The 21,526-nt window shown below is 61.2% G+C and carries 15 protein-coding genes and 1 tRNA gene; 10 read left to right on the forward strand and 6 right to left on the reverse strand.

The window, feature by feature from the left end:
• Positions 1–119: 119 nt before the first annotated feature.
• Entirely contained in the window at positions 120–1,913 is a 1,794-nt protein-coding gene (locus TRIHO_RS21255; RefSeq protein WP_068248550.1) for a methyl-accepting chemotaxis protein, read from the forward strand.
• Positions 1,914–1,975: 62 nt separating this feature from the next.
• Here TRIHO_RS21255 and trpE read toward each other — a convergent pair whose 3' ends face one another.
• The 5 genes from trpE to fabI all read right to left on the reverse strand — a co-directional run bounded on the left by trpE (position 1,976) and on the right by fabI (position 8,155).
• Positions 1,976–3,487: an anthranilate synthase component I gene (gene trpE, locus TRIHO_RS21260; protein ID WP_068248554.1), complete on the reverse strand. Its 1,512-nt coding sequence runs from the start codon at positions 3,485–3,487 to the stop codon at positions 1,976–1,978.
• 24 nt (positions 3,488–3,511) lie between these two features.
• Positions 3,512–5,347, reverse strand: a complete 1,836-nt coding sequence (locus TRIHO_RS21265; protein WP_068248555.1) for a peptidylprolyl isomerase — start codon at positions 5,345–5,347, stop codon at positions 3,512–3,514.
• 133 nt (positions 5,348–5,480) lie between these two features.
• A complete protein-coding gene (locus TRIHO_RS21270) occupies positions 5,481–6,656 on the reverse strand; it encodes an aminotransferase (protein ID WP_068248556.1) in 1,176 nt (391 codons plus the stop codon).
• 156 nt (positions 6,657–6,812) lie between these two features.
• Complete coding sequence (gpt, locus tag TRIHO_RS21275; protein WP_068248558.1) at positions 6,813–7,343, reverse strand: xanthine phosphoribosyltransferase; 531 nt, start codon at positions 7,341–7,343, stop codon at positions 6,813–6,815.
• Positions 7,344–7,348: 5 nt separating this feature from the next.
• The gene (gene fabI, locus TRIHO_RS21280) at positions 7,349–8,155 is read right to left on the reverse strand and encodes an enoyl-ACP reductase FabI (RefSeq protein WP_068248559.1); all 807 of its coding nucleotides are present in this window, start codon (positions 8,153–8,155) and stop codon (positions 7,349–7,351) included.
• A gap of 145 nt (positions 8,156–8,300) precedes the next feature.
• Between fabI and pdxH the strand changes: the two genes are divergently transcribed.
• The 5 genes from pdxH (at position 8,301) to TRIHO_RS21305 (ending at position 14,663) form a co-directional block, all read left to right on the forward strand.
• Positions 8,301–8,906, forward strand: coding sequence for a pyridoxamine 5'-phosphate oxidase (pdxH, locus tag TRIHO_RS21285; RefSeq protein ID WP_068248560.1), 606 nt, complete (start codon positions 8,301–8,303; stop codon positions 8,904–8,906).
• 127 nt (positions 8,907–9,033) lie between these two features.
• Entirely contained in the window at positions 9,034–9,576 is a 543-nt protein-coding gene (locus TRIHO_RS21290) for a cold-shock protein (RefSeq protein WP_068248564.1), read from the forward strand.
• A gap of 5 nt (positions 9,577–9,581) precedes the next feature.
• Entirely contained in the window at positions 9,582–10,049 is a 468-nt protein-coding gene (locus TRIHO_RS21295; RefSeq protein WP_068248566.1) for a DUF192 domain-containing protein, read from the forward strand.
• 43 nt (positions 10,050–10,092) lie between these two features.
• Positions 10,093–10,169, forward strand: a tRNA-Pro gene (locus TRIHO_RS21300).
• An 840-nt stretch (positions 10,170–11,009) separates the two neighbouring features.
• A complete protein-coding gene (locus tag TRIHO_RS21305) occupies positions 11,010–14,663 on the forward strand; it encodes a vitamin B12-dependent ribonucleotide reductase (protein WP_068248571.1) in 3,654 nt (1,217 codons plus the stop codon).
• 310 nt (positions 14,664–14,973) lie between these two features.
• Here the strand turns inward: TRIHO_RS21305 and TRIHO_RS21310 are convergent, their stop codons facing one another.
• Complete coding sequence (locus tag TRIHO_RS21310; RefSeq protein WP_068248575.1) at positions 14,974–16,521, reverse strand: trimethylamine methyltransferase family protein; 1,548 nt, start codon at positions 16,519–16,521, stop codon at positions 14,974–14,976.
• 417 nt (positions 16,522–16,938) lie between these two features.
• Here TRIHO_RS21310 and TRIHO_RS21320 point away from each other — a divergent pair, with 417 nt between their 5' ends.
• The 4 genes from TRIHO_RS21320 (at position 16,939) to TRIHO_RS21335 (ending at position 21,512) form a co-directional block, all read left to right on the forward strand.
• Positions 16,939–17,472 carry a hypothetical protein gene (locus TRIHO_RS21320; protein WP_131811239.1) on the forward strand — a complete coding sequence of 178 codons (534 nt, stop codon included), beginning with the start codon at positions 16,939–16,941 and terminating at the stop codon, positions 17,470–17,472.
• Positions 17,473–17,747: 275 nt separating this feature from the next.
• Positions 17,748–19,118, forward strand: a complete 1,371-nt coding sequence (gene cysS / locus TRIHO_RS21325; RefSeq protein ID WP_068248581.1) for a cysteine--tRNA ligase — start codon at positions 17,748–17,750, stop codon at positions 19,116–19,118.
• Complete coding sequence (cimA, locus tag TRIHO_RS21330; RefSeq protein ID WP_207498762.1) at positions 19,115–20,746, forward strand: citramalate synthase; 1,632 nt, start codon at positions 19,115–19,117, stop codon at positions 20,744–20,746. Before cysS ends, cimA begins: the two co-directional genes overlap by 4 nt.
• Positions 20,736–21,512 (forward strand): squalene/phytoene synthase family protein, encoded by a 777-nt coding sequence (locus TRIHO_RS21335; RefSeq protein WP_068248584.1) that lies wholly within the window; start codon positions 20,736–20,738, stop codon positions 21,510–21,512. The genes cimA and TRIHO_RS21335 overlap by 11 nt, the downstream gene beginning before the upstream one ends.
• Positions 21,513–21,526 lie beyond the last annotated feature (14 nt).

Here is a 21,526-nt window from a genome sequence, read left to right on the forward strand (position 1 = left end):
CCAGCGTTTTCCCAGAGAGCGCTGCGATATTAATGCGTGAATTCGAACTTCGTTATGTACTTTGTTAACGCGCCCCTTTGCAGGTTCTTTCATGCATTGAATTAATGAGGGGCTCCTTGATGTTTCGTCATGTCCATATGAAGGTCCGATTGGCGTTTTCCGGCTGCGTCTGTATCTTTGCCGTAATCGTGCTTTCCGGAATGGCGATCTATAGCCTTTGGCAAAGCGAGCTTGAATTGGAAAACCAGATCCGGCTGACCAATGCACTGCGCCATGAAATGACAGTGGATATGATGCATGACTCGGTCGAAGCGAGCGTGTTGTATGCGATTGTCATCGGCGAACAGGCAACAAGCGATGAAAAATCGCATGTGCTCGAAAAGCTCGAAACAGATATTGCCAGCCTCGAAGCCGGCCTGCAGGCGCTGCGCGGGATAGACCTGAACCCAAAAGCGACGATGTTGTTGAACGATGTGGCACCGCTTTTTGAGCCGTTTGAAAAACAGGCGCTTGAGATTGCAACCTTGGCCTTTTCAGACGTGGCCGGCGCCACCGCAAAGCTGGACCAATTCATGCAGGTTTTTGAACAGCTTGAAATCGGATTGGAACCTTTGGGCTCCGTCATCAAGGATGTGTCTCAGGCGGCTTCAAAAGCGGCGCGCAACCACGAAATGGCAATGCTGTTTGGAAATGTTTTGTTTTCCAGTTTCATGGTGGTGGTGATGATCTGGAATGTCCGCATTATTACACTCAGCATTACCAAACCGATCGAACGACTGCGTGCCGCCTTGAAAGAAGTGGCAGAAGGTGATTTTGGTCTGAAAATTGCCGATATCATGCGCAATGACGATTTCGGCGATATAGCCCGCGATATTGATGCCGTATCCGACCGGGTGCTTGTCGCCTTTGAGGAGCAGGCAGACCTGCGTCGCCAGGGCGAGGTGATTATTGCTCGTCTGCGGGACGGGTTGCGGCGGCTGGCCGATGGGGATCTGGGCGACCGGATTGAAGAGCCGTTCAACGAAACCTATGATCCCTTGCGGATCCATTACAACGAAACGGTGGACCGGTTGAACGAACTGGTCTCTGAAGTTGTGCTCGCAACCAACAAGATCCGCGAGCAATCGGATCGGATCAGCTCTGACTCCCAGGACCTGTCTCGTCGCACCGAAAGCCAGGCGGCAACGCTGGAGGAAACCGCAGCCGCGCTGGAAGAGATGACCGCCAGTGTCAACACATCGGCAGAGAACGCGCGCCAGATCGAAGCCGCGGTGGCCAGCGCCCGTCAGGACGTCGAACAAAGCGGTGTCGTGGTGCGCGGCGCGGTCTCCGCCATGAGCGCCATCGAGAAATCGTCAGAAAAGATCTCTCGGATCATCGGCGTGATCGACGACATCGCCTTTCAGACCGGGTTGCTGGCCCTGAATGCGGGCGTCGAGGCCGCGCGGGCAGGGGAGGTCGGACGTGGTTTTTCCGTCGTGGCATCAGAAGTCCGTGTTCTGGCCCATCGTGCGTCTGACGCAGCCAACGAGATCAAGATTCTGATCGACGACAGCAGCGCCCACGTAAAAGACGGCGTGACCCAGGTCCGCAGCACCGGCGATGCGCTCAACGGCGTGGTGGTCCAGGTTGGCAGTATTTCGGAACTGATGTCGGGGATATCCAACGAAGCGACCGAACAGGCCCAGGGCATCAGCGAGGTCAATATCGGCGTGTCGCAACTCGATCAGGTAACCCAAGAGAACGTGTCCATGGTCGAAAACTCCGACCAATCCATCCAGCGGATGACCCAGGAGACCATCCGCCTGTCCGAACTTGTGGGCCAGTTCAAACTGCGCGGCCAGCGGCGATTCCTCCAGGATGAGATCTTTGACATCAGCCTGGAGGAATCGCCGCTGCCGCTCAGCGCCTGACTGTCGCGCCCGTCTGTGGCCTAGGCTGCACGGGTCTGATCTGCCTCTCGGGTGCGCCGTCCCTAGCGATTGCCGTTGCCGGTAAAGCGGGAGGCATCGGCGGCTGCACGCCGGATGGCGTTGGATTTGTGGACCGTCTCCATATATTCTGCTTCCGGGTCGCTGTCGTAAACGACACCGCCGCCAGCCTGAATATAGAGCTTTTGATCCTGCACGATGGCGGTGCGCAGCGCGATACACATATCCATGTCGCCGCCGGCGCTGAAATAGCCGACGCCGCCGCCATAGACACCGCGTTTTTCCGGTTCCAGCTCGTCGATGATTTCCATGGCACGAACCTTTGGGGCGCCCGAGACCGTTCCGGCCGGCATTCCGGCAAAAAAGGCATCCAGCGCGTCCTTGTCCTCGTGCAGCTCTCCGACGACGTTAGACACGATATGCATCACGTGGCTGTAGCGTTCGATGATGAACTCTTCGGTCGGACGCACGGTGCCGATCTTGGCGACCCGGCCGACATCGTTGCGACCAAGATCGAGCAGCATCAAATGCTCGGCCAGTTCCTTTTTGTCGGCTAGAAGCTCCAGCTCCAGCGCCTTGTCCTCTTCGGGGGTGGCGCCGCGCGGACGGGTGCCTGCGATCGGTCGGATGGTGATTTCATTACCAAAGACCCGCACCAGAATTTCGGGCGAGGCCCCGATGACCTGAAATCCGCCAAAGTTGAAGTAGAACATGAAGGGCGAGGGATTGGTCCGCCGCAGACTCCGGTAGAGTGCAAAGGGCGGTTGCGGAAAATCCTGGGTCCAGCGCTGCGCGGGCACCACCTGAAAGATGTCGCCGGCGCGAATGTAGTCCTTGGCTTTGTCGACGGCGGCCATGTACTCGGCCTTGGTAAAGTTGGACACGGGCGGCGCGATCTCCTGGGCGTCGCCCAGGTCGCGGGTCTCGGCCGGCATCGCGCGTTCCAGATCGCGCACCGCATCCATCACCCGTTCCGCCGCCTGGGCATAGGCCGCGCGCGCGGACTGACCGTCGCTGACCCAGGCTGGGGAGACCACGGTGACCTCTCCCTTGACCCCGTCCAGCACGGCCACGACGGAAGGGCGGATCATCACCGCATCGGGCAGGCTGAGCGGGTCCGGGTTCACATTCGGCAGATGTTCGACATGGCGGATCATGTCATAGCCGAGGTAGCCAAACAGGCCCGCCGCCGCCTGCGGCAGATCCTCGGGCAGGTCGATCCGGCTTTCGGCCAGAAGCGCGCGCAGGGTGTCCAGTGGATTGCCGTCCTGCGGCGTGAACGCCTCTGCATCGAACCGCGCGGCGCGGTTGATGTCCGACCTTTCGCCAGAGGCACGCCAGATCAGATCCGGCTTCATCCCGATAATGGAATAGCGCCCCCGCACCTCGCCGCCGGTCACCGATTCCAGCATGAAGGCGTCCTTTTGGGCGCCTGTCAGCTTCAACATCAGGGAGACGGGCGTGTCGAGATCGGCCGCCAACCGGGTGTAGACCACCTGATTTTCACCGGCGTCATAGGATTTGGCGAAGGTGTCGAAGTCGGGGATCAGGGCCATGGGAGCGCGTGCCTTGCGGTCAGGTTACTGGAAGGACGCGTGAACGGCGTTCACGGCCTGTTGGTTGATTTGCGGGCGCGCCTGGGTCTGAACCGATTGCATGTAAACCCGGAAGAGTTCCGTCGCCAGGGACTGGTCGAGCTGCTCACCAAGCGCCTCGGCCAGGAAGGCCATATCGGTGCTGTCCTGCGGCGGCAGGATCTCGTCCAGGCGCACGACGACCACGCCTTCGCTGCCGGAGATCACCTGCAATGCGCCAGGCTCCATCTCGAAGATCTGGTTCATCATGTCCACCGGGGTCTGATCGAGGTAGGCGGTGCGAGTCAGCCCGACCTCTTCGCGGACCTCCAGATCCTCGGCGAACTGGCCGTCGTTGGCTTCGGCGGCGGTCTTGATGGCCTCGGCCTGCTCCGCAAGGGCGGTTTGCAGGCGCGCGGCCTTGACCTGCGCCAGAACCGTGTCGCGGGCGCTGTCGAAGGGTTCGGGGCGCGGCGGCAGGGTTTCATCAAGCCGCATCGCATAGAGGCTGCCATCGTCGACAAAGGCCACGGCCGGGAAATCCTCGGCGGTCAGGGCCTCGGCTGCGGTGCGGAAACTCTCGTAGCCCGCAACGCCTTCGGTGGTGTCGGCGGTCCAGTTGATCTGCCCCAGTTCAACGCCCGGTTCCTGCTTGGCCAGCTCTTCGAGGGTGGCACCGCCTGCCAGCAGATCATCGAGCCCTTCGGCCCGTGTTTCGATCACCCGGCGGGCCCGCTCCAGGGCCAATTCCTCGCGCAGCGTCGGCAGCGCGTCTTCGTAGCTGGTGTTGCTGGCCTCCAGAATGCCATTCACCCGGAACAGCGCCGGACCAAGGTCCGAGGGCAGCGGCCCGACAACGCCACCGACCTCTGCGGCAAAGATCCCATCACCGGCGGCCCCCAGGTCGCCATGGGCAACGTCGCCCAGGTCAATATCGCCCAGCGTCAGGCCGCGGTCTTCGACCAGGGTTTCAAAGGTGGTGCCACCAAGTTCCAGTTGCGCCATGGCGGTGGCGGCCTTTTCGGTGTCGGAAAACACCAGACGTTCCACCAGGCGGCGCTCGGGTACGTTGAATTCAGCGTCGCGTTGCTCGTAAAGGGCGCGCAGCGTGGCCTCGTCCAGCTCCACCTCATCGACCAGCGACTCCGGGCTGAGCAAGACATAGGTGATCACCTTGGTTTCCGGCAGGGTGAAGCTGTCAGTGTTGGCGTCATAATAGCTGCGCAACTCGTCCTCGGTCGGCTCTGCCGTGGTCAGCACCAGGTCTTCTTCTGACAGGCGCACATAGGCAAAACTGCGGCGAGCCCCGATATAGTCGGTCAGCGTGTCCCGCAGCACGACGGGCATCCGGGTGCCACCGACGACAGCGGCCTGCACCAGCGTACGGGCGGTTTCGGCGCGCAGATCCTCTTCGAATTCGGTTTCCGACAAACCGGCGTTTTCAAGGGCGAATTTGTAGTTTTCCCGGCTGAAGGCGCCGTCGGAGCCCTGGAAGGCCGGGATCTGGGTGATCTCCTGCAGCAGGCTGTCATCGCCGACCGACAGGCCGATGCGCTGCACCTCGTTGTCCAGCGCGGCGGTTGTCACCAGACCGGACAAGACGTTCTGATCCACCCCCATCGACACCAGCTGGCTGAGCGGGATGTACTGACCGGACTGTTGCTGAATTGCGCGCTGTTCCTGCTGGAGCGCGCGGGCATAGTCATCGACGCTGACCTCGGCCTCGCCCACACTGGCCAATGTCCGGGTGGTGCCGGACACATTGACGGCGCCAAATCCGGCAAGGCCGACGAACAACAGACCCATGAGGATCCAAACGAAGGTCTTGGAGAGGTTTTTCATGCCTGCGGCCCTTTTTATCGTCTTATCTCGGCGCGCCCCGGCAGTCGTGGCGGGCGGCCAAATCCTGTTGCGGCCCTGAATACGCGTCTGCCCGCAAAGGGGCAAGCACGCATGGGGTCGATCTTTTGTGAGGTCAGCCGTCGAAGCTGGCGAGGCGGGTGATCATCTCGGCAATCCCGGCGCGGTCCACATTGGCGAAGGCGACGCGGAACTGGCGCTGACCTTCGGGCGCGCCCTCGGGGGTGAACATGGTGCCGGGTAGCATGAGGATGCCGATCTCGGTCAGTATCTTCTGCGCCAGCGCGTCGGCAGAAGCCTCGAAGGGATGCGCGACATAGGCAAAATAGGCGCCGGTGCCGAGCAGGGTCCAGCCCTTGGCGGCCAGGGGGGCAAAGCCCTCCTCGATGGCGGCGCGGCGATCAAGGATCTCGGCGCGCTCGCCCGCCAGCCAGTCGGCGAGGTTCTCGATCCCCCAGGTTGCGCCGATCTGCCCAAGCTGCGCCGGGCAGATGGTGACGGTGTCGAGGAATTTCTCCATCTCGAACAGGCGGGCCTCGCCGGCGGCGATGGCGCCAACCCGGTGCCCGGTCAGACGGTAGGCTTTGGAGAAGGAATAGAGATGCACCAGCGTGTCGCGCCAGTCGTCGCGCTGAAACAATCCGTGTGGCGCACCGCTGCGGCTGTCGAAATCGCGATAGGTCTCATCCACGATCAGGGTGATGCCATGGCGTTTGGCAAGGTCGAAGAACCCGTCCAGCAGGGCCGCCGGATATTCCACGCCGCAGGGATTGTTCGGGGTCACCAGCGCGATGGCGCGGGTGCGGTCGGTGATCAGCGCCTCGGCCTTTGCGACCTCGGGCAGCATGCCATCACCAACGGGCAGGGGCAGGGTGGTGACGCCCTGCATGTCGAGCCACATCTTGTGGTTAAAATACCAGGGCGTTGGCAGGATCACCTCATCCCCTTCGCCGCAAAGGCTGGCAATGGCGGCTGCAAAGGCCTGATTGCAGCCGGAGGTGATGGCGACCTCTGCGGCCGTCACCGCAGCCGCGTAATGACGGCTCATCTGTTGCGCCAGCGCGGCGCGCAGGTCGTCGTTGCCCAGCACCGGCCCATAAAGATGGGCGCTGGTCTGATGCAGCACCGCCTCGGCCATGGCGCGGCGCAGCCCTTCGGGTGGTGGATCGGCCGGCGCGGCCTGGCTGAGGTTCAGCAGCGGCTGGTCATCGCGAAACTGCACGCCCTTGAGCCAGCGACGGGATTCCACAATCGGCGAGACGAAAGTGGCGGCAGTTCTGGCGAGGGGCATCGGGGTCTTCCTTCAACGTCGATATGAAACAGGCCAAATGGCCAGCGGCATTAGGGCGATTTCGTGCGGCACTTGCAAGGGCCACAAAGCCCCGGTGCCAAAAGAAAAAGCGCACCGGTTAGGGCGCGCTTTGACAAACTTCGGGGCCAGACCGGATCAGTCGGTGCCGCGATAGGGCTCGACATATTGCAGCGCCATGTCCCAGGGGAAAAAGATCCAGGTGTCCTGGCTGACACCGGTGATGAATGTGTCCACCTGCGGTTCGCCCTGCGGTTTGGCATAGACGGTGGCAAAATGCGCCTGCGGATAAAGCTCGCGGACCAGTTCCAGTGTCTTGCCGGAATCAACAAGGTCGTCGACGATCAGAATGCCGGTGCCATCGCCCATCATAGCCGCGTCGGGGCTTTTCAGCACTTCCGCTTCGCGGCGCTGATCGGCCTTGCCACCACCGGAGTGGTAGGATTTGACGCTGATGGTATCGACGGTACGGATATCCAGCTCCCGCGCGACAATCATCGCAGGCGCCATGCCGCCACGGGTGATCGCGACCACAGCGCGCCAGTGCCCGTCGTCGGGCCCAAGCCCATCCAGACGCCAGGCCAGTGCCCGGCTGTCGCGATGGATCTGGTCCCAGGAGATGTGGAACCCTTTTTCATGGGGCAGGCGGTTTGGATCCTTGGTCGTCATCAGCGTCAGCCTTTCTCGATATCCGGGGCGTCGACGGCCTTCATGCCCACCACATGATAGCCCGCATCGACATGCAGATTCTCACCAGTGACACCTGAGGCCAAGTCTGACAGAAGATACAGCGCGGATTTGCCCACGTCATCAGTGGTCACATTGCGACGCAGGGGCGAATTGTACTCGTTCCACTTCATGATGTAGCGGAAATCGCCAATGCCCGAAGCCGCCAGCGTCTTGATCGGGCCGGCCGAGATCGCGTTGACGCGGATACCGTCCTTGCCCAGATCCTCGGCCAGATATTTCACCGACGCCTCAAGCGCGGCCTTGGCGACCCCCATGACATTATAATGCGGCATCACTTGTTCGGCGCCATAGTAGGTCAGGGTCAGCATCGACCCGCCGGGCTGCATCAGCTTTTCGGCGCGTTTGGCGACGGCCGTGAAAGAATAGACCGAGATATCCATGGTCATGGTGAAATTGGCACGGCTGGTATCGACGTAGCGCCCGCGCAGTTCGTTCTTGTCGGAAAATCCGATGGCATGAACGACAAAATCGAGCGCGCCCCATTTTTCCTTGATCGCGGCGAACAGCGCGTCGATCGACGCCTCGTCGCCGACATCACAAGGCAGCACGGTATCGCTGCCAAGTTGTGCTGCGAGGGGATCCACGCGTTTGCGTAATGCATCACCCTGGTAGGAGAACGCAAGCTCGGCCCCCGCCTCGGCACAGGCCTTGGCAATGCCCCACGCAATGGATTTATCGTTGGCAAGGCCCATGATAAGGCCGCGTTTACCGGCCATCAGTTGACTAGACATGCAGGTTCTCCGCCTGTGATCGCTTAATGAACGTCCTTTAGCCCGCTGCGACAATCGCTTCAAGGGCGGACACCGCTGTCCAGTCTTTCATTTGGTGGCAAAGATGACTAACTTGCCACGCAAAACAGCAGATAGGACAGACAGAATGTCGGAGCGAGACGGTTTATTCGCCGGTGACGACCCGTTTGAGATCGCGCGCCGCTGGCTGGCGGACGCCGAGCAAACAGAGGTGAACGACCCAAACGCGATTGCGCTCGCGACTATCGATGCCTCGGGCATGCCCAACGCCCGTATGGTCTTGCTTAAGGAAATCGAAAGTTCGGCCTTTGTGTTTTACACCAATTACGAGAGTGCCAAAGCCCGCGAACTGGACGAGAGCGGCACCGCTGCATTTGTCATGCACTGGAAATCGCTGCGGCGTCAGATTCGGGTGCGCGGACACATCGAAAAGGAAGACGGCCCGCAGGCGGATGCCTATTTCGCATCCCGTTCGCTGAAGAGCCGGATCGGCGCCTGGGCCTCGAAACAATCGCAACCACTGAGCTCTCGAAGCGCTTTGATGGCCGAAGTGGCGAAGGTTACGGCAACCAAGGGGACCAACCCGCAACGTCCCCATTTTTGGGGAGGCTACCGTCTCAGCCCGATCGAGATCGAATTTTGGGCTGATGGTGCATTTCGGCTGCACGACAGATTCAAATGGCGGCGCGAGAATTCCAGCGAAAACTGGGGGGTTACACGGCTCAGTCCGTAACGCAACGTCACCTCCTGAATTCAGGAAGTCCGCAACTTCGAACTTTTACACTTGAACTCATGTGGTAAAATCGCGCAGTTAAGTATTTAACGCCGAAATTAAATACCCAAGTGGTGGGAACAGACTAGTGGCCGAAGATCTCAGCAGTTTGCAACAAGTCCGTGGGCTCGTGAAATGGTTCGATCCAACCAAAGGGTATGGATTCATTGTCGCACCGAACAACGGTGCGGACATCCTGTTGCACGTCAATGTTTTGCGCAATTTCGGTCAGAGTTCGATAGCGGACGGGTCCGAGATCGAAGTCGTCACCCATTCCACCGAACGTGGTGTCCAGGCGGTGGAAATCGTTTCGATCACGCCGCCCGAACGGGATGATACGCCGATCCTGAGTGATCTGGCCGAAATCGACGCTGCCGAGCTGAGCAACAGCCCGTTGGAACCCTCGCGGGTGAAATGGTTCGACAAGGCCAAAGGGTTCGGATTTGCCAATGTTTTTGGCAGCGACGAAGATGTGTTCCTGCATGTCGAAGTGCTGCGCCAGTCCGGCCTGTCAGATTTGCAATCCGGCGAAGCGCTGGCAATGCGGGTGATCGACGGCAAACGGGGCCGGATGGCGGTCGAGGTGCTGGCCTGGGAGGCCGCGATCTCTGACCAAGCCGACGACGACTGACGTCGATGCGGGCGGGCTCATATGTTTGGGCTGTAATCTTCTGGCTTGCTGCGGTCTGCGCGCAAGCCGCCTGCCAGGCCGATCAGGTTGAGCTGAGAGGCCCCTGGGGGCAGGCACAATTCTCCATCGAAATTGCCGATACCGCCGACAGTCGGGCCTTGGGCCTGATGCATCGGGCGGACATGCCACGGCGCCATGGCATGCTTTTTGTCTATGAGACACCGCAGCGGGTGGCCTTCTGGATGAAGAACACGCTGATTCCCCTCGATATGATTTTTGTCGAGTCGGATGGCGTCATCAGTCACATCCATGAAAATGCGATTCCCGGTGATCTGACGTCGATTCCGGGCGGCGATCAGGTGCTGGTGGTGCTGGAACTGAACGCCGGTCTGGTTCGGGATCTGGGGATCACCGTTGGCAGTCAAATGCGGCACAAAGTTTTTTCGCAAGAACGCGCAATTTGGCCGTGTTAGGGCTTTTCATTACAGAATCTTAGGGATAGGAAGGCGCACGGTCCGGGGCGTGGCGCAGTCTGGTAGCGCACCTGTTTTGGGTACAGGGGGTCGTGAGTTCGAATCTCGCCGCCCCGACCATTTTCTACAGAATGACACAAACGCACGCGGTTTCGACCGGGTGCGTTTGTCTGCCTGTGGCCTCGATACCCCCACAATTAATCCGGACACGTACGCCTTTTGCGGGGGTCGGTTGTTGCGGTCGGTGCAGTCACTGTTGCGCCAGATGGCCGGGCGCGGCGGGCCGCGGTTCGGGGCCATTCTGCGATGGAATCATTGCGGCGGCTTGCGCCTAGAATGGCGCCTCTCAGGCGCCCCGCATTAATCAAATCTTAATAAAATGACGCAACTAAGCGTCGAACCCCCGCGCGGCCTGCCGATTTTTTTTGCGATAGCGGTCGATGCGCATCCCTTGGCGGCAGCAGAGGTTACGGACCATCGACGCGGCAAAGAGTGGATAACCCGGCGCCAGAAATCACAAGGCACGGGGCAGGTGGTTCACCTCTTCGCGCCAAGCCCCTTACAGAACATAAATTTTTAATATCCTTTTACCGAGTTCCCTCCAGCCCGGGGGGCTGGTGCTGCTTGTGGATGAATCGGCCCGGCTCGGGGACCCTCAAAAGCGTTAATATCGTCAACCGGATTGTGCTGCGTAAAAATTAAATTTTGACGTTGACCATCTAGGGTCACTTACGCGAGATTGTGGGTGTCAGCAGGGGCGCTACTAAATCTTGTAGAGAATACGAAGACGCCCTTGCAGCAGTGCTTAGTGTAAACCGTTAAAATCGGGTCGGTGTATGACCTTTGTGCGTGGGGCTTCTCTGCGCTCGCTTACGGTTTTTCAAAGCGCTGGTTGACGTTTGGGGCAGGCGCAATTTGCGTCATTGCGGGACTACAGGACAGATTGGAACAGGTGTGGCCATGAAGATTGAACGTCAATTTACCAAAGCAGGGCAAGACGCGTATGCTGCTTTGAAATTCGTTGGGGCCACCTCTGAAATCCGGAATCCGGACGGCACAATCGTGTTTCGGCAGGAGGGCATCGAAGTGCCTTCTACCTGGAGCCAGGTTGCGAGCGACGTCATCGCGCAGAAGTATTTTCGCAAGGCCGGCGTGCCCTCCCGTCTGAAAAAAGTCCGTGAAAAGAACGTGCCGGAATTCCTGTGGCGCTCCGTACCGGCGGACGACAAGGTGGATTTCGGCGGAGAGACCTCCTCCAAACAGGTGTTTGATCGTTTGGCCGGCGCCTGGACCTATTGGGGCTGGAAGGGCGGCTATTTCTCCAGCGAAGCGGATGCGCGCGCCTATTTTGACGAAATGCGCTACATGCTGGCCAGCCAGCGCGCCGCGCCCAACTCGCCGCAGTGGTTCAACACAGGGTTGCATTGGGCCTATGGGATCGACGGCCCGGCCCAGGGGCACCATTATGTGGACTACCAGACGGGCAAGCTGACCAAATCCGACAGCGCCTACGAACATCCCCAGCCGCATGCCTGTTTCATCCAGTCCGTCTCTGACGATCTGGTGCAGGACGGCGGCATTATGGATCTCTGGGTGCGCGAGGCGCGCCTGTTCAAATATGGCTCCGGCACCGGCACCAACTTCAGCCATCTGCGGGCCGAGGGCGAAAAGCTCTCTGGCGGCGGTAAATCCTCCGGGCTGATGGGGTTCCTCAAAATCGGGGACCGGGCAGCCGGGGCGATCAAATCCGGCGGAACCACGCGCCGCGCCGCCAAGATGGTGATCGTGGATGCCGACCATCCGGATATCGAACAGTTCATCGACTGGAAGGTGCTCGAGGAGCAAAAGGTGGCCTCCATCGTCGCCGGCTCCAAGATGCATGAGAAGATGCTGAACGGTATCTTTGCCGCATTGCGCAGCTGGGATGGTCTGGCCCAGGACGCCTATGATCCGGCCGAGAATGACGCGCTGAAGAAGGCGATCCGCGAGGCGAAGAAAGTCGCCATTCCAGAGACCTACATCAAACGTGTGCTGGACTATGCCAAACAGGGCTACGACAGCATCGAGTTCCCGACCTATGACACCGACTGGGATTCCGAGGCCTATAGCTCGGTTTCGGGGCAGAACTCCAACAACTCCATCCGGGTCACCAACGCGTTTTTGCACGCGGTCGAAAAAGACGCCGACTGGGCGCTGATTAACCGGACCGATGACAAGGTCGCGCGGACGGTCAAGGCGCGGGATCTGTGGGAAAAGGTTGGGCATGCGGCCTGGGCCTGTGCCGATCCGGGCATCCAGTTCCACGACACCGTCAATGAGTGGCACACCTGCCCCGAAGACGGGGCAATCCGCGGCTCGAACCCCTGTTCGGAATACATGTTCCTGGACGACACCGCCTGCAATTTGGCCTCGATGAACCTCTTGACCTTCCTCAAGGATGGCGTGTTCCAGGCCGAGGATTACATGCACGCCTGTCGTCTGTGGACGCTGACGCTGGAAATCTCGGTGATGATGGCGCAATTCCCGTCCAAGGAGATTGCCCAGCGGTCCTATGACTTCCGCACCCTGGGTCTGGGCTATGCCAATATCGGCGGCTTGCTGATGAACATGGGCTATAGCTATGACAGTGACGAGGGGCGGGCGCTGTGTGGGTCGTTGACCGCGATCATGACCGGCGTGTCCTATGCGACCTCGGCCGAGATCGCGTCCGAACTGGGGGCCTTTGCAGGCTACGCGCGCAATGCGGACCATATGCTGCGGGTGATGCGCAACCACCGGAACGCCGCCTATGGGGCGACCGACGGCTATGATGCGCTGACGGTGAAGCCGGTGCCGCTGGATCTGGTCAACTGCCCGGATGCGCGCCTGACAGAACTGGCGATGAGCGCCTGGGACGAGGCGGTTCGCCTTGGCGAGAAATACGGCTACCGCAACGCGCAGGCGACCGTGATCGCGCCGACTGGCACCATTGGTCTGGTGATGGACTGCGACACCACCGGGATCGAGCCCGACTTTGCCCTGGTGAAGTTCAAAAAACTGGCCGGCGGCGGGTATTTCAAGATCATCAACCGGTCTGTGCCGTCCGCGCTGGAGGGTCTGGGCTATTCTTCGGCTCAGATCGAAGAGATCATCGCCTATGCGGTTGGCCATGGGTCCATCGGGAACGCACCGGGGATCAACCATACCTCGCTGACCGGGCACGGGTTTGGTCCCAATGAGCTGGCCAAGATCGACGCCGCGCTGGAAAGCGCCTTTGACATCCGGTTTGTGTTCAATCAATGGACCCTGGGCGAGGAGTTCTGCACCGGTGTGCTGGGCATTCCTGCGGCCAAACTGAACGATCCGACCTTTGATCTTTTGCGCCACCTTGGGTTTACCAAGGCCGATATTGATGCCGCCAATGACCATGTCTGCGGCACCATGACGCTGGAAGGTGCGCCCTATCTCAAGGAAGATCACTATGCGATCTTTGACTGCGCCAACCCCTGCGGCAAAAAAGGTAAGCGTTATCTGAACGTTGAAAGCCATATCCGTATGATGGCCGCCGCGCAGAGCTTTATCTCCGGGGCGATTTCCAAGACCATCAACATGGCCAATACCGCCTCGATCGAGGACTGTCAGAAGGCCTACGAGCTCAGCTGGTCGCTGGGGGTCAAGGCCAATGCGTTGTATCGCGATGGTTCAAAACTCAGCCAGCCGCTGGCCGCCGCGCTTGTGGAGGATGACGACGAGGCAGCCGAGATCCTTGAGAGCGGTTCGGTGCCGGAAAAGGTCGCGACCCTGGCCGAAAAGATCGTGGAGAAGATCGTCATCAAGGAAGTGATGAAATCCCATCGCACCAAGATGCCGCAGCGCCGCAAGGGCTATACGCAAAAGGCGGTTGTGGGCGGCCACAAGGTTTATCTGCGGACTGGCGAATATCAGGACGGGACCCTGGGCGAGATTTTCATCGACATGCACAAGGAAGGTGCGGGCTTTCGGGCGATGATGAACAACTTTGCCATCGCGGTGTCGGTCGGCCTGCAATACGGCGTGCCGCTGGAGGAGTTCGTGGACGCTTTCACCTTCACCAAGTTCGAACCGGCCGGCATGGTGCAGGGCAACGACTCGATCAAGAACGCGACCTCCATTCTGGACTACGTGTTCCGGGAGCTTGCGGTATCCTATCTCGACAGGACCGATCTGGCGCATGTGAAACCGGAAGGCGCGAGCTTTGATGATCTGGGCCGCGGCGACGCCGAAGAAGGCCTGTCCAACCTGTCGGAACTGAGCGACGGCGCGGCGTCCAAGTCGCTGGAAGTGTTGAAGCAAATCTCCTCCACCGGGTATTTGCGCAAACGGTTGCCGCAAGAGCTGGTGGTGTTTCAGGGCGGCCAGGGCAGCGTTGCAGTGACGGCGCTGACAGAGGGCACCGACCCGGTTCAGGCCTTGCAGACCCTGGTGCCCGAAGCGGGCAGTGAAACCCTGGCGCCATCGGGCATGGACGCGCGGGTCAAGGCAAAGATGCAAGGCTACGAGGGCGATCCCTGCGGTGAATGTGGCAATTACACCTTGGTCCGCAACGGCACCTGCATGAAATGCAACACCTGCGGTTCCACCTCGGGCTGCAGCTAAGAATTCCCGGCACGCCGGGATCGAGACCGCATCCGTCAAACGCCACCACTCTTGGGATGCGCAGGGGGAAAGGCCGCCACAATTGGTCGTCTTTTCCCCGACGAAACACGAAGCTGCACTGATGAGGCGGCTTCATCGAGATCAAAGAGGCCGGGCGCGTCTTTGAAACATGTCTGGGGCGGGTGCGCTCGCCTCATACGCCGAGAAGGACCAGGCAAAAAAACACCCCGGGCGGTCAACGAAAAAGAGCCTGATCGGCGAACCTAACCCCCTCCCGCAAGGAGGGGGTTTTTTAATGCTTATGAGAGCCTTAGGCGGGCAAATGAATGTTGAACTTCTGGCGTAGCTCGGCGTCCAGCTCTGGTGTGAACCGCGCCGAAGATCGCTGGGACAGGATCAGCTCCTTGCGCGCGGTTGCCTTGGCCAGCAGATCCGGTTTGCCCTTTTCGACCCATTCCTTGGGCGAGGTGCGGTCTCCCAGCGTCGGGTAAACATAATCGCGCTGCATCCGGCTGAGGGTCTGGTTGGTGCCCAGGTAATGCCCCGGTCCCCCCAGGCAGACCTCGGCGATCTGGTCGAGCGCCATGGTCTCTTCGGTGACTTCGATGCCACGCACGCAGCGCAGCGCCTGACCGATCAGATCGTCGCTCAGCACCAGGCTTTCGTGGCAAAACCCCAGCAAAGAGGCATGCATGCCCGCCGCCTCATAGACCATGTTCAACCCGGAGAGCCCCGCCATCACATTGGAACACATCTGTTCCCAGCCCGCCTGCATGTCGGGCAGTTTGCTGTCCGCAATACCCGCAGCCGCGCCACCCGGAAGGTCGTAGAACCGATGCATCTGGGCACATCCGGCCGAGAGCAGCGCCTGCTCGCCAGAGCCGCCCGTCATCGCGCCGGTCCGCAGGTCGAGACCAAAGGGCCAGGTTCCGAAAATTGCGGGGTGGCCGGGTTTTAGCGCGTTGACATAAACCAGACCGGCCAGGCATTCCGCCACGGCCTGCACGATCGCGCCCGCCACGGTCGAGGGCGCCGTGGCCCCCGCCATTCCCGCCGACAGCAGCAGCACCGGCATGCCAGCCCGGATACATTCCTCCATCACCAGACAGGCTTCGGTCGCGAATTTCATCGGCGGCACGACAAAGCAGTTGGAGTTTGACACGAAAGGGCGCGCGCGCCAGTTGTCCTCGCCGCCGGCAATCATATGCAACATCTCGATCGCCGGTGCGACATAGGCAGGATCGGTAAAGGATGTGCCGACATGTTTATGGGTGCCGGCGCAACAGGCGTAGATGGTATTGAGGTCCATTTCCATATTGTCGGCAATGTCCCGGCAGACCATGGGACGTTGCACAAAATGCAGGTTGTCCAGAACGTCGCAGATCCGGGCCGCGTCGTGGAGATCCTGCACCGTGCTGTCGCGGTAGTGCCGCCCCGCGACATCGACCATATGGACGGCAGCCCCGGCGGTGCCATAGTGGACCCGCGGCCCTTGCAGGTCGAGATCGGTCTTGCCATCGCGGCTGAAGAGAGTCACTGCACGGTTCGCCTTGGCCAGCATGTCCTCGACCAGGGCGCGGGGGAACCGCAAACGGCCATCCGCCCCAAGAGTGCAGCCGACGCTGGTCAGCAGGGCGATGCCGCTTGCTGGCGCGTCGGCAAGCCCGATGGTTTCAAGCGCATCAAGCGCCGTATGGTGGATGCGCAGAACGTCGGCCTCGGACATGACGTTCAGGACGCCACCCTGCAGGCCGGGTTGTATGGCGCGCAGATCGTTGGCAAGCGGTGCGGCGCGTGCGGCCCGGCGTGCAGCACGGCCGCCAGAGCGCCCTGCGGAAACAGGGGAGGCAAGTGTCATGGGAAATCTCTTTCTGATGGACTGAGGTTTAATCGGCGAAGATCAAAACCAGACCGTCCGGGCGGCCCCGCGCGGCCAGACCCCGGACCGCACCAATGGTGCGGACGACGATCACAATCATGCACATGGGTTCCTGCATGGCGCCCTCCTGTTGCACCAAGGCTAACCGGGAGATTTTCCGCGAATCTGTCTCACTTGCGACGCAAGGACCAAATGCGACGTTTTTCTGCAGTGCGGGCGGGCCGTCATTTGCGCGCCAAAACAGCCACACTTGCCGGCAGATCCGATGTTTGGCCCCCTCGGCGGGGCGTTCTGAACGAAGTGTTAATCATGATTTGCGAGCATCACAGTCAGGGAACAAACATGCAACATTCGGCCAGGGGCTGAATGTCTATGCGCAGCAAGCAGGCTCATGACATGAGAAACCGATCCGCAGATCAGCCCCGGCGCCAACCGCGCGGCGCCCTCGCATATGCGGTCTGCGCATGCGTGGCGCTGGCGCTGTCCGGGCCGGTGCAGGCGGCGGATTGGTCGGCGCGTTTTTTTGGCGCCCTGAGCAGCCAACCGGTCGCCGCCCAGGGGGGTCGTGTTGCGCCGCAGAAGCCGACCCCAGAGGGGGATGGGCGCAGTTTTCTGGCGCCCAGCCGACCGGACGGCAGCGAATTGCCGGGACTGACGGATATGTTTCCGGGCGGTGATCTGGGGCTGGACCCCGACATCTGGGGCGGCACCAGTTTCGGCTTGATGATGTCGGGACGGGTTGCCACTACAGCGGCGCAGGCGAAGCCGACCGCCGCCGCCGAGACCCGGTTTGGCCTTGGGGTGAGTATCCCGCTAGCGCCCAATGTCGCCCTGCAAGGGGGCGTGCTGAGCGGATCGGACGACCACGGTCGGCCATCGCTGACCAGCGAAAACCGGCAATTGTCACTGACCGCGTCATTCCGGTTCTAAGCCATGTGGCGGGGTGTCTGCCCGACCGCCGCGATTGAAGAGGTGACAGACGCGGCGTCAGAAATCCTTTGCCAGACGCAATCGCCATGATAAGAGACCGCCATGACATCGTTTGAAACCCTCATTACCATCTGTATTGCCTGCTGAATTCTTAGCGGGCTGGTTTCTGTCGTTCCCTTCTTTGTGACAAGTTGCTAAGCCCGCGCTGCGCGCTATGGCGTCGTGCCGATCCAGGCTGCCGCCCTGCAAGCCGACTTGTTGTCGAAGGAGCTGACATGACGACGATCAAACTGCACAACACAAAGACGCGGACGAAAGAGGTCTTTGTGCCGATCGACCGCAAAAACGTGCGGATGTATGTCTGCGGGCCAACCGTCTATGACCGGGCGCATCTTGGCAATGCCCGCCCGGTAGTGGTGTTTGACGTGCTGTTCCGGCTCTTGCGTCATGTCTATGGTCCCGACGCGGTGACCTATGCGCGCAATTTCACCGATGTGGACGACAAGATCAACGCGCGCGCCGCTGAACGCGGCCGTTCGATTGCCGAGATCACCGGCGAGACCACGCAATGGTTCCTCGACGATATGGGCGCGCTTGGCGCAGTTGAGCCGACGCATATGCCGCGTGCCACCGCTTATATTGCCCAAATGGTGGCGATGATCGCGGATCTGATCGACAAGGGCCATGCCTATGCCGCCGAAGGTCACGTGCTGTTTGCGGTCGACAGCTGGAAAGCCCACTATGGCCAGCTGTCGGGACGCACCGTTGATGACATGATTGCCGGCGCCCGTGTCGAAGTGGCGCCCTACAAGAAAAACCCGATGGATTTTGTGCTGTGGAAACCGTCCACCCCGGATCAGCCGGGTTGGGACAGCCCCTGGGGACGGGGGCGTCCGGGCTGGCATATCGAATGCTCGGCCATGGCGCATGACCTGCTGGGCGAGAGTTTCGACATCCACGGGGGCGGCAACGATCTGATGTTCCCGCATCACGAAAACGAGATCGCGCAGAGCTGCTGTGCCAACCCGCACGGCGAATTTGCGCGCACCTGGCTGCACAATGAGATGCTGCAGGTCGAGGGCAAGAAAATGTCCAAATCCTTGGGAAATTTCTTTACCGTACGCGATTTGCTCGACAAGGGGGTGCCGGGCGAAGTGGTGCGGTTTGTCTTCCTGCAGACCCATTATCGCAAGCCGATGGACTGGACCGACAAGAAAGCGCGCGACGCTGAGGCAACGTTGCGCAAGTGGCGGGCGCTGACAGCGGGCATCGAGCCCGCAGCCAGCGCGGCTGCCGCGGTTCTGGAGGCGCTGGCGGATGACCTCAATACCGCAGGTGCAATTGCGGAAATGCACAAACTGGCGGCCGCCGGCGATGCGGCGGGTCTGTTGGCCTCGGCGCAGATTGTCGGTCTCTTGACCCCGGCGATGGCGGCCTGGTCCGAGGCACCTGCCGTCGACCTGACCTCGCACGAGGCCCGGTTGTTCGCCGCCCGTCAAACGGCGATGGACAGCAAGGACTTCAGCGAAGTGGACCGGTTGAAGACCGCCTATACCGAGGCCGGGCTGGAGGTGCGCATGTCAAAGACCGGTGTTGAACTGGTGCCGGGGCCGGGCTTTGACGCGGCCAAGCTGGAGGATCTCTGATGGCCGAACGCCTCTACCTCTACGACACGACCCTGCGCGATGGGCAGCAAACGCAAGGCGTGCAATTCTCGACCGGTGAGAAAAAGCAGATCGCCCAGGCGCTGGACGACCTTGGGGTGGACTATATCGAGGGCGGCTGGCCCGGCGCCAACCCTACCGACAGCGCGTTTTTCGACGAGGCGCCGCAGACGCGCGCGCAGATCACCGCCTTCGGGATGACCAAACGGGCCGGGCGTTCGGCCGAAAATGACGATGTTCTGGCGGCGGTGATGAACGCCGGGACCGGGGCGGTCTGTCTGGTCGGCAAGTCGCATGACTACCACGTGACGGCGGCGCTTGGGATTTCGCTGGCGGAGAACCTCGACAATATCGCCCAGTCGGTGGCCCATGTGGTGGCCCAGGGGCGCGAGGCGCTGTTTGACGCGGAACATTTCTTTGATGGTTACAAGGCCAACCCGGCCTATGCGCTGGCGGCCTGCCGCGCCGCATTGGACGCGGGCGCGCGCTGGGTCGTTCTGTGCGACACCAATGGCGGGACGCTGCCAGGCGAGGTCGCAGCGATTGTGACCGAGGTCATCGCCGCGGGCTTGCCGGGCGACCACCTTGGTATCCATACCCATAACGACACCGAAAATGCCGTGGCCTGTTCGCTGGCGGCGGTGGATGCCGGGGTGCGGCAGGTCCAGGGGACGCTGAATGGTTTGGGCGAGCGCTGCGGCAATGCCAATCTCACCACGCTTGTGCCGACGCTTTTGCTGAAGGAGCCCTACGCCAGCCAATATGAGACGGGCGTGCCCCGCAGCGCGCTGGCGCGGTTGACCAAAGTGAGCCGGATGCTTGACGAGATCCTGAACCGGGTCCCGCAGAAACAGGCGCCCTATGTGGGTGCGTCCGCCTTTGCCCACAAGGCCGGGCTGCACGCCAGCGCGATCCTCAAGGATCCGTCGACCTATGAACATATCGAACCCTCGGTGGTCGGTAACGCCCGGATCATTCCGATGTCGAACCAGGCCGGCCAGTCCAACCTGCGCCGCCGTCTGGCCGAGGCCGGACTGGTGGTCGAAAAGGGCGACCCGGCGCTGGGGCAGATCCTGGAACGGGTGAAGGAGCGCGAGGCGGAGGGGTATTCCTACGACACCGCGCAGGCGTCCTTTGAACTGCTCGCGCGTGCCGCACTGGGAAAGATGCCGGAGTTCTTCGAGGTCAAGCGCTACAAGGTCACGGTGGAGCGGCGCAAGAACAAATACAACAAGATGGTCAGCCTCTCCGAGGCGGTTGTCGTGGTGAAGGTCGATGGTGAAAAGCTGCTGTCGGTCAGCGAGTCGCTGGACGAGACGGGGGGGGATCGTGGCCCGGTCAATGCGCTCGCCCGCGCGCTGAGCAAGGATCTGGGCCGGTATTCCCAGGTGCTGGATGATATGCGGCTGGTGGATTTCAAGGTGCGCATCACCCAAGGTGGCACCGAGGCGGTGACCCGTGTCATCATCGACAGCGAAGACGGCAAGGGCCGGCGCTGGTCCACCGTGGGCGTCAGCGCTAACATAATCGACGCCTCGTTCGATGCCCTGACCGATGCGATGAACTGGAAACTGCTGCGGGACGGGGCAGGGGTGGCCGATGCGGTTTGACGACGACCTGACCGCCTGCGCGGACACGGTCCAGAAAGGCGACCCGGACCGGTTTCTGGCCACCATGGCCGCGCCGGTCTCCGCCCGCCCGCTGTTGTTTACGCTCTATGCCTTCAACATCGAACTGTCCCGCGCGCCCTGGGCCAGCCAGGAAAGCATGATCGCAGAGATGCGGGTGCAATGGTGGCGGGATGTCGGGGCGGAGATTGCAACCGGCACAGCCGTCCGCCGCCACTATGTTGCAACGCCCTTGGCGGCGCTGCTGGACCAGGGGGCCGCCTCTGCCATTGATGCAATGGCAGAGGCGCGGCGGTGGGATATCTACCGCGATCCGTTTGAGGATGAGAGCGCGTTCGACCGCTATATCGACGCGACCTCGGGCGGGTTGATCTGGATGGCGGCGGCCTCGCTTGGATCCGCCGACGAGCAGGTCGTGCGCGACTATGCCTATGGTGTTGGTTTGGCAAATTATTTGCAGGCGATCCCCAACCTCGAGGCGCAAAAACGCGTCCCGTTGCTGGATGGATCAACAAACGGCGTGCGGCGGTTGGCCGATCGCGGGCTGGACCGGATCGCCACCGCGCGGCGCGCACGGAACACCGTGTCGCAGGCCGCGCGCCCGGCGCTGTTGTCGGGCTGGCAGGCAGAGGCGGTGTTGCGTCAGGTCCGGGCAGAACCGGCCCGCGTCGCGGCGGGGGCTTTGGGTACGTCAGAGTTTCGCAAGCGCATCGCATTGATGTGGCAGGCCGCAACCGGGCGCTGGTAGCCACGCCCGGCAGT

This window comes from Tritonibacter horizontis (assembly GCF_001518015.1).
In the GTDB taxonomy this organism is placed as follows: domain Bacteria; phylum Pseudomonadota; class Alphaproteobacteria; order Rhodobacterales; family Rhodobacteraceae; genus Epibacterium; species Epibacterium horizontis.

What these genes read in the sequence shown, in the direction of transcription:
- TRIHO_RS21295 (WP_068248566.1), top strand. Translation starts at nt 9,582, where the DNA reads ATGCGGGCGGGCTCATATGTTTGGGCTGTAATCTTCTGGCTTGCTGCG.
- TRIHO_RS21270 (WP_068248556.1), bottom strand. Translation starts at nt 6,656, where the DNA reads ATGCCCCTCGCCAGAACTGCCGCCACTTTCGTCTCGCCGATTGTGGAA.
- fabI (WP_068248559.1), bottom strand. Translation starts at nt 8,155, where the DNA reads ATGTCTAGTCAACTGATGGCCGGTAAACGCGGCCTTATCATGGGCCTT.
- TRIHO_RS21255 (WP_068248550.1), top strand. Translation starts at nt 120, where the DNA reads ATGTTTCGTCATGTCCATATGAAGGTCCGATTGGCGTTTTCCGGCTGC.
- TRIHO_RS21305 (WP_068248571.1), top strand. Translation starts at nt 11,010, where the DNA reads ATGAAGATTGAACGTCAATTTACCAAAGCAGGGCAAGACGCGTATGCT.
- TRIHO_RS21265 (WP_068248555.1), bottom strand. Translation starts at nt 5,347, where the DNA reads ATGAAAAACCTCTCCAAGACCTTCGTTTGGATCCTCATGGGTCTGTTG.
- cysS (WP_068248581.1), top strand. Translation starts at nt 17,748, where the DNA reads ATGACGACGATCAAACTGCACAACACAAAGACGCGGACGAAAGAGGTC.
- TRIHO_RS21310 (WP_068248575.1), bottom strand. Translation starts at nt 16,521, where the DNA reads ATGACACTTGCCTCCCCTGTTTCCGCAGGGCGCTCTGGCGGCCGTGCT.
- gpt (WP_068248558.1), bottom strand. Translation starts at nt 7,343, where the DNA reads ATGACGACCAAGGATCCAAACCGCCTGCCCCATGAAAAAGGGTTCCAC.
- trpE (WP_068248554.1), bottom strand. Translation starts at nt 3,487, where the DNA reads ATGGCCCTGATCCCCGACTTCGACACCTTCGCCAAATCCTATGACGCC.
- TRIHO_RS21335 (WP_068248584.1), top strand. Translation starts at nt 20,736, where the DNA reads ATGCGGTTTGACGACGACCTGACCGCCTGCGCGGACACGGTCCAGAAA.
- pdxH (WP_068248560.1), top strand. Translation starts at nt 8,301, where the DNA reads ATGTCGGAGCGAGACGGTTTATTCGCCGGTGACGACCCGTTTGAGATC.
- TRIHO_RS21320 (WP_131811239.1), top strand. Translation starts at nt 16,939, where the DNA reads ATGAGAAACCGATCCGCAGATCAGCCCCGGCGCCAACCGCGCGGCGCC.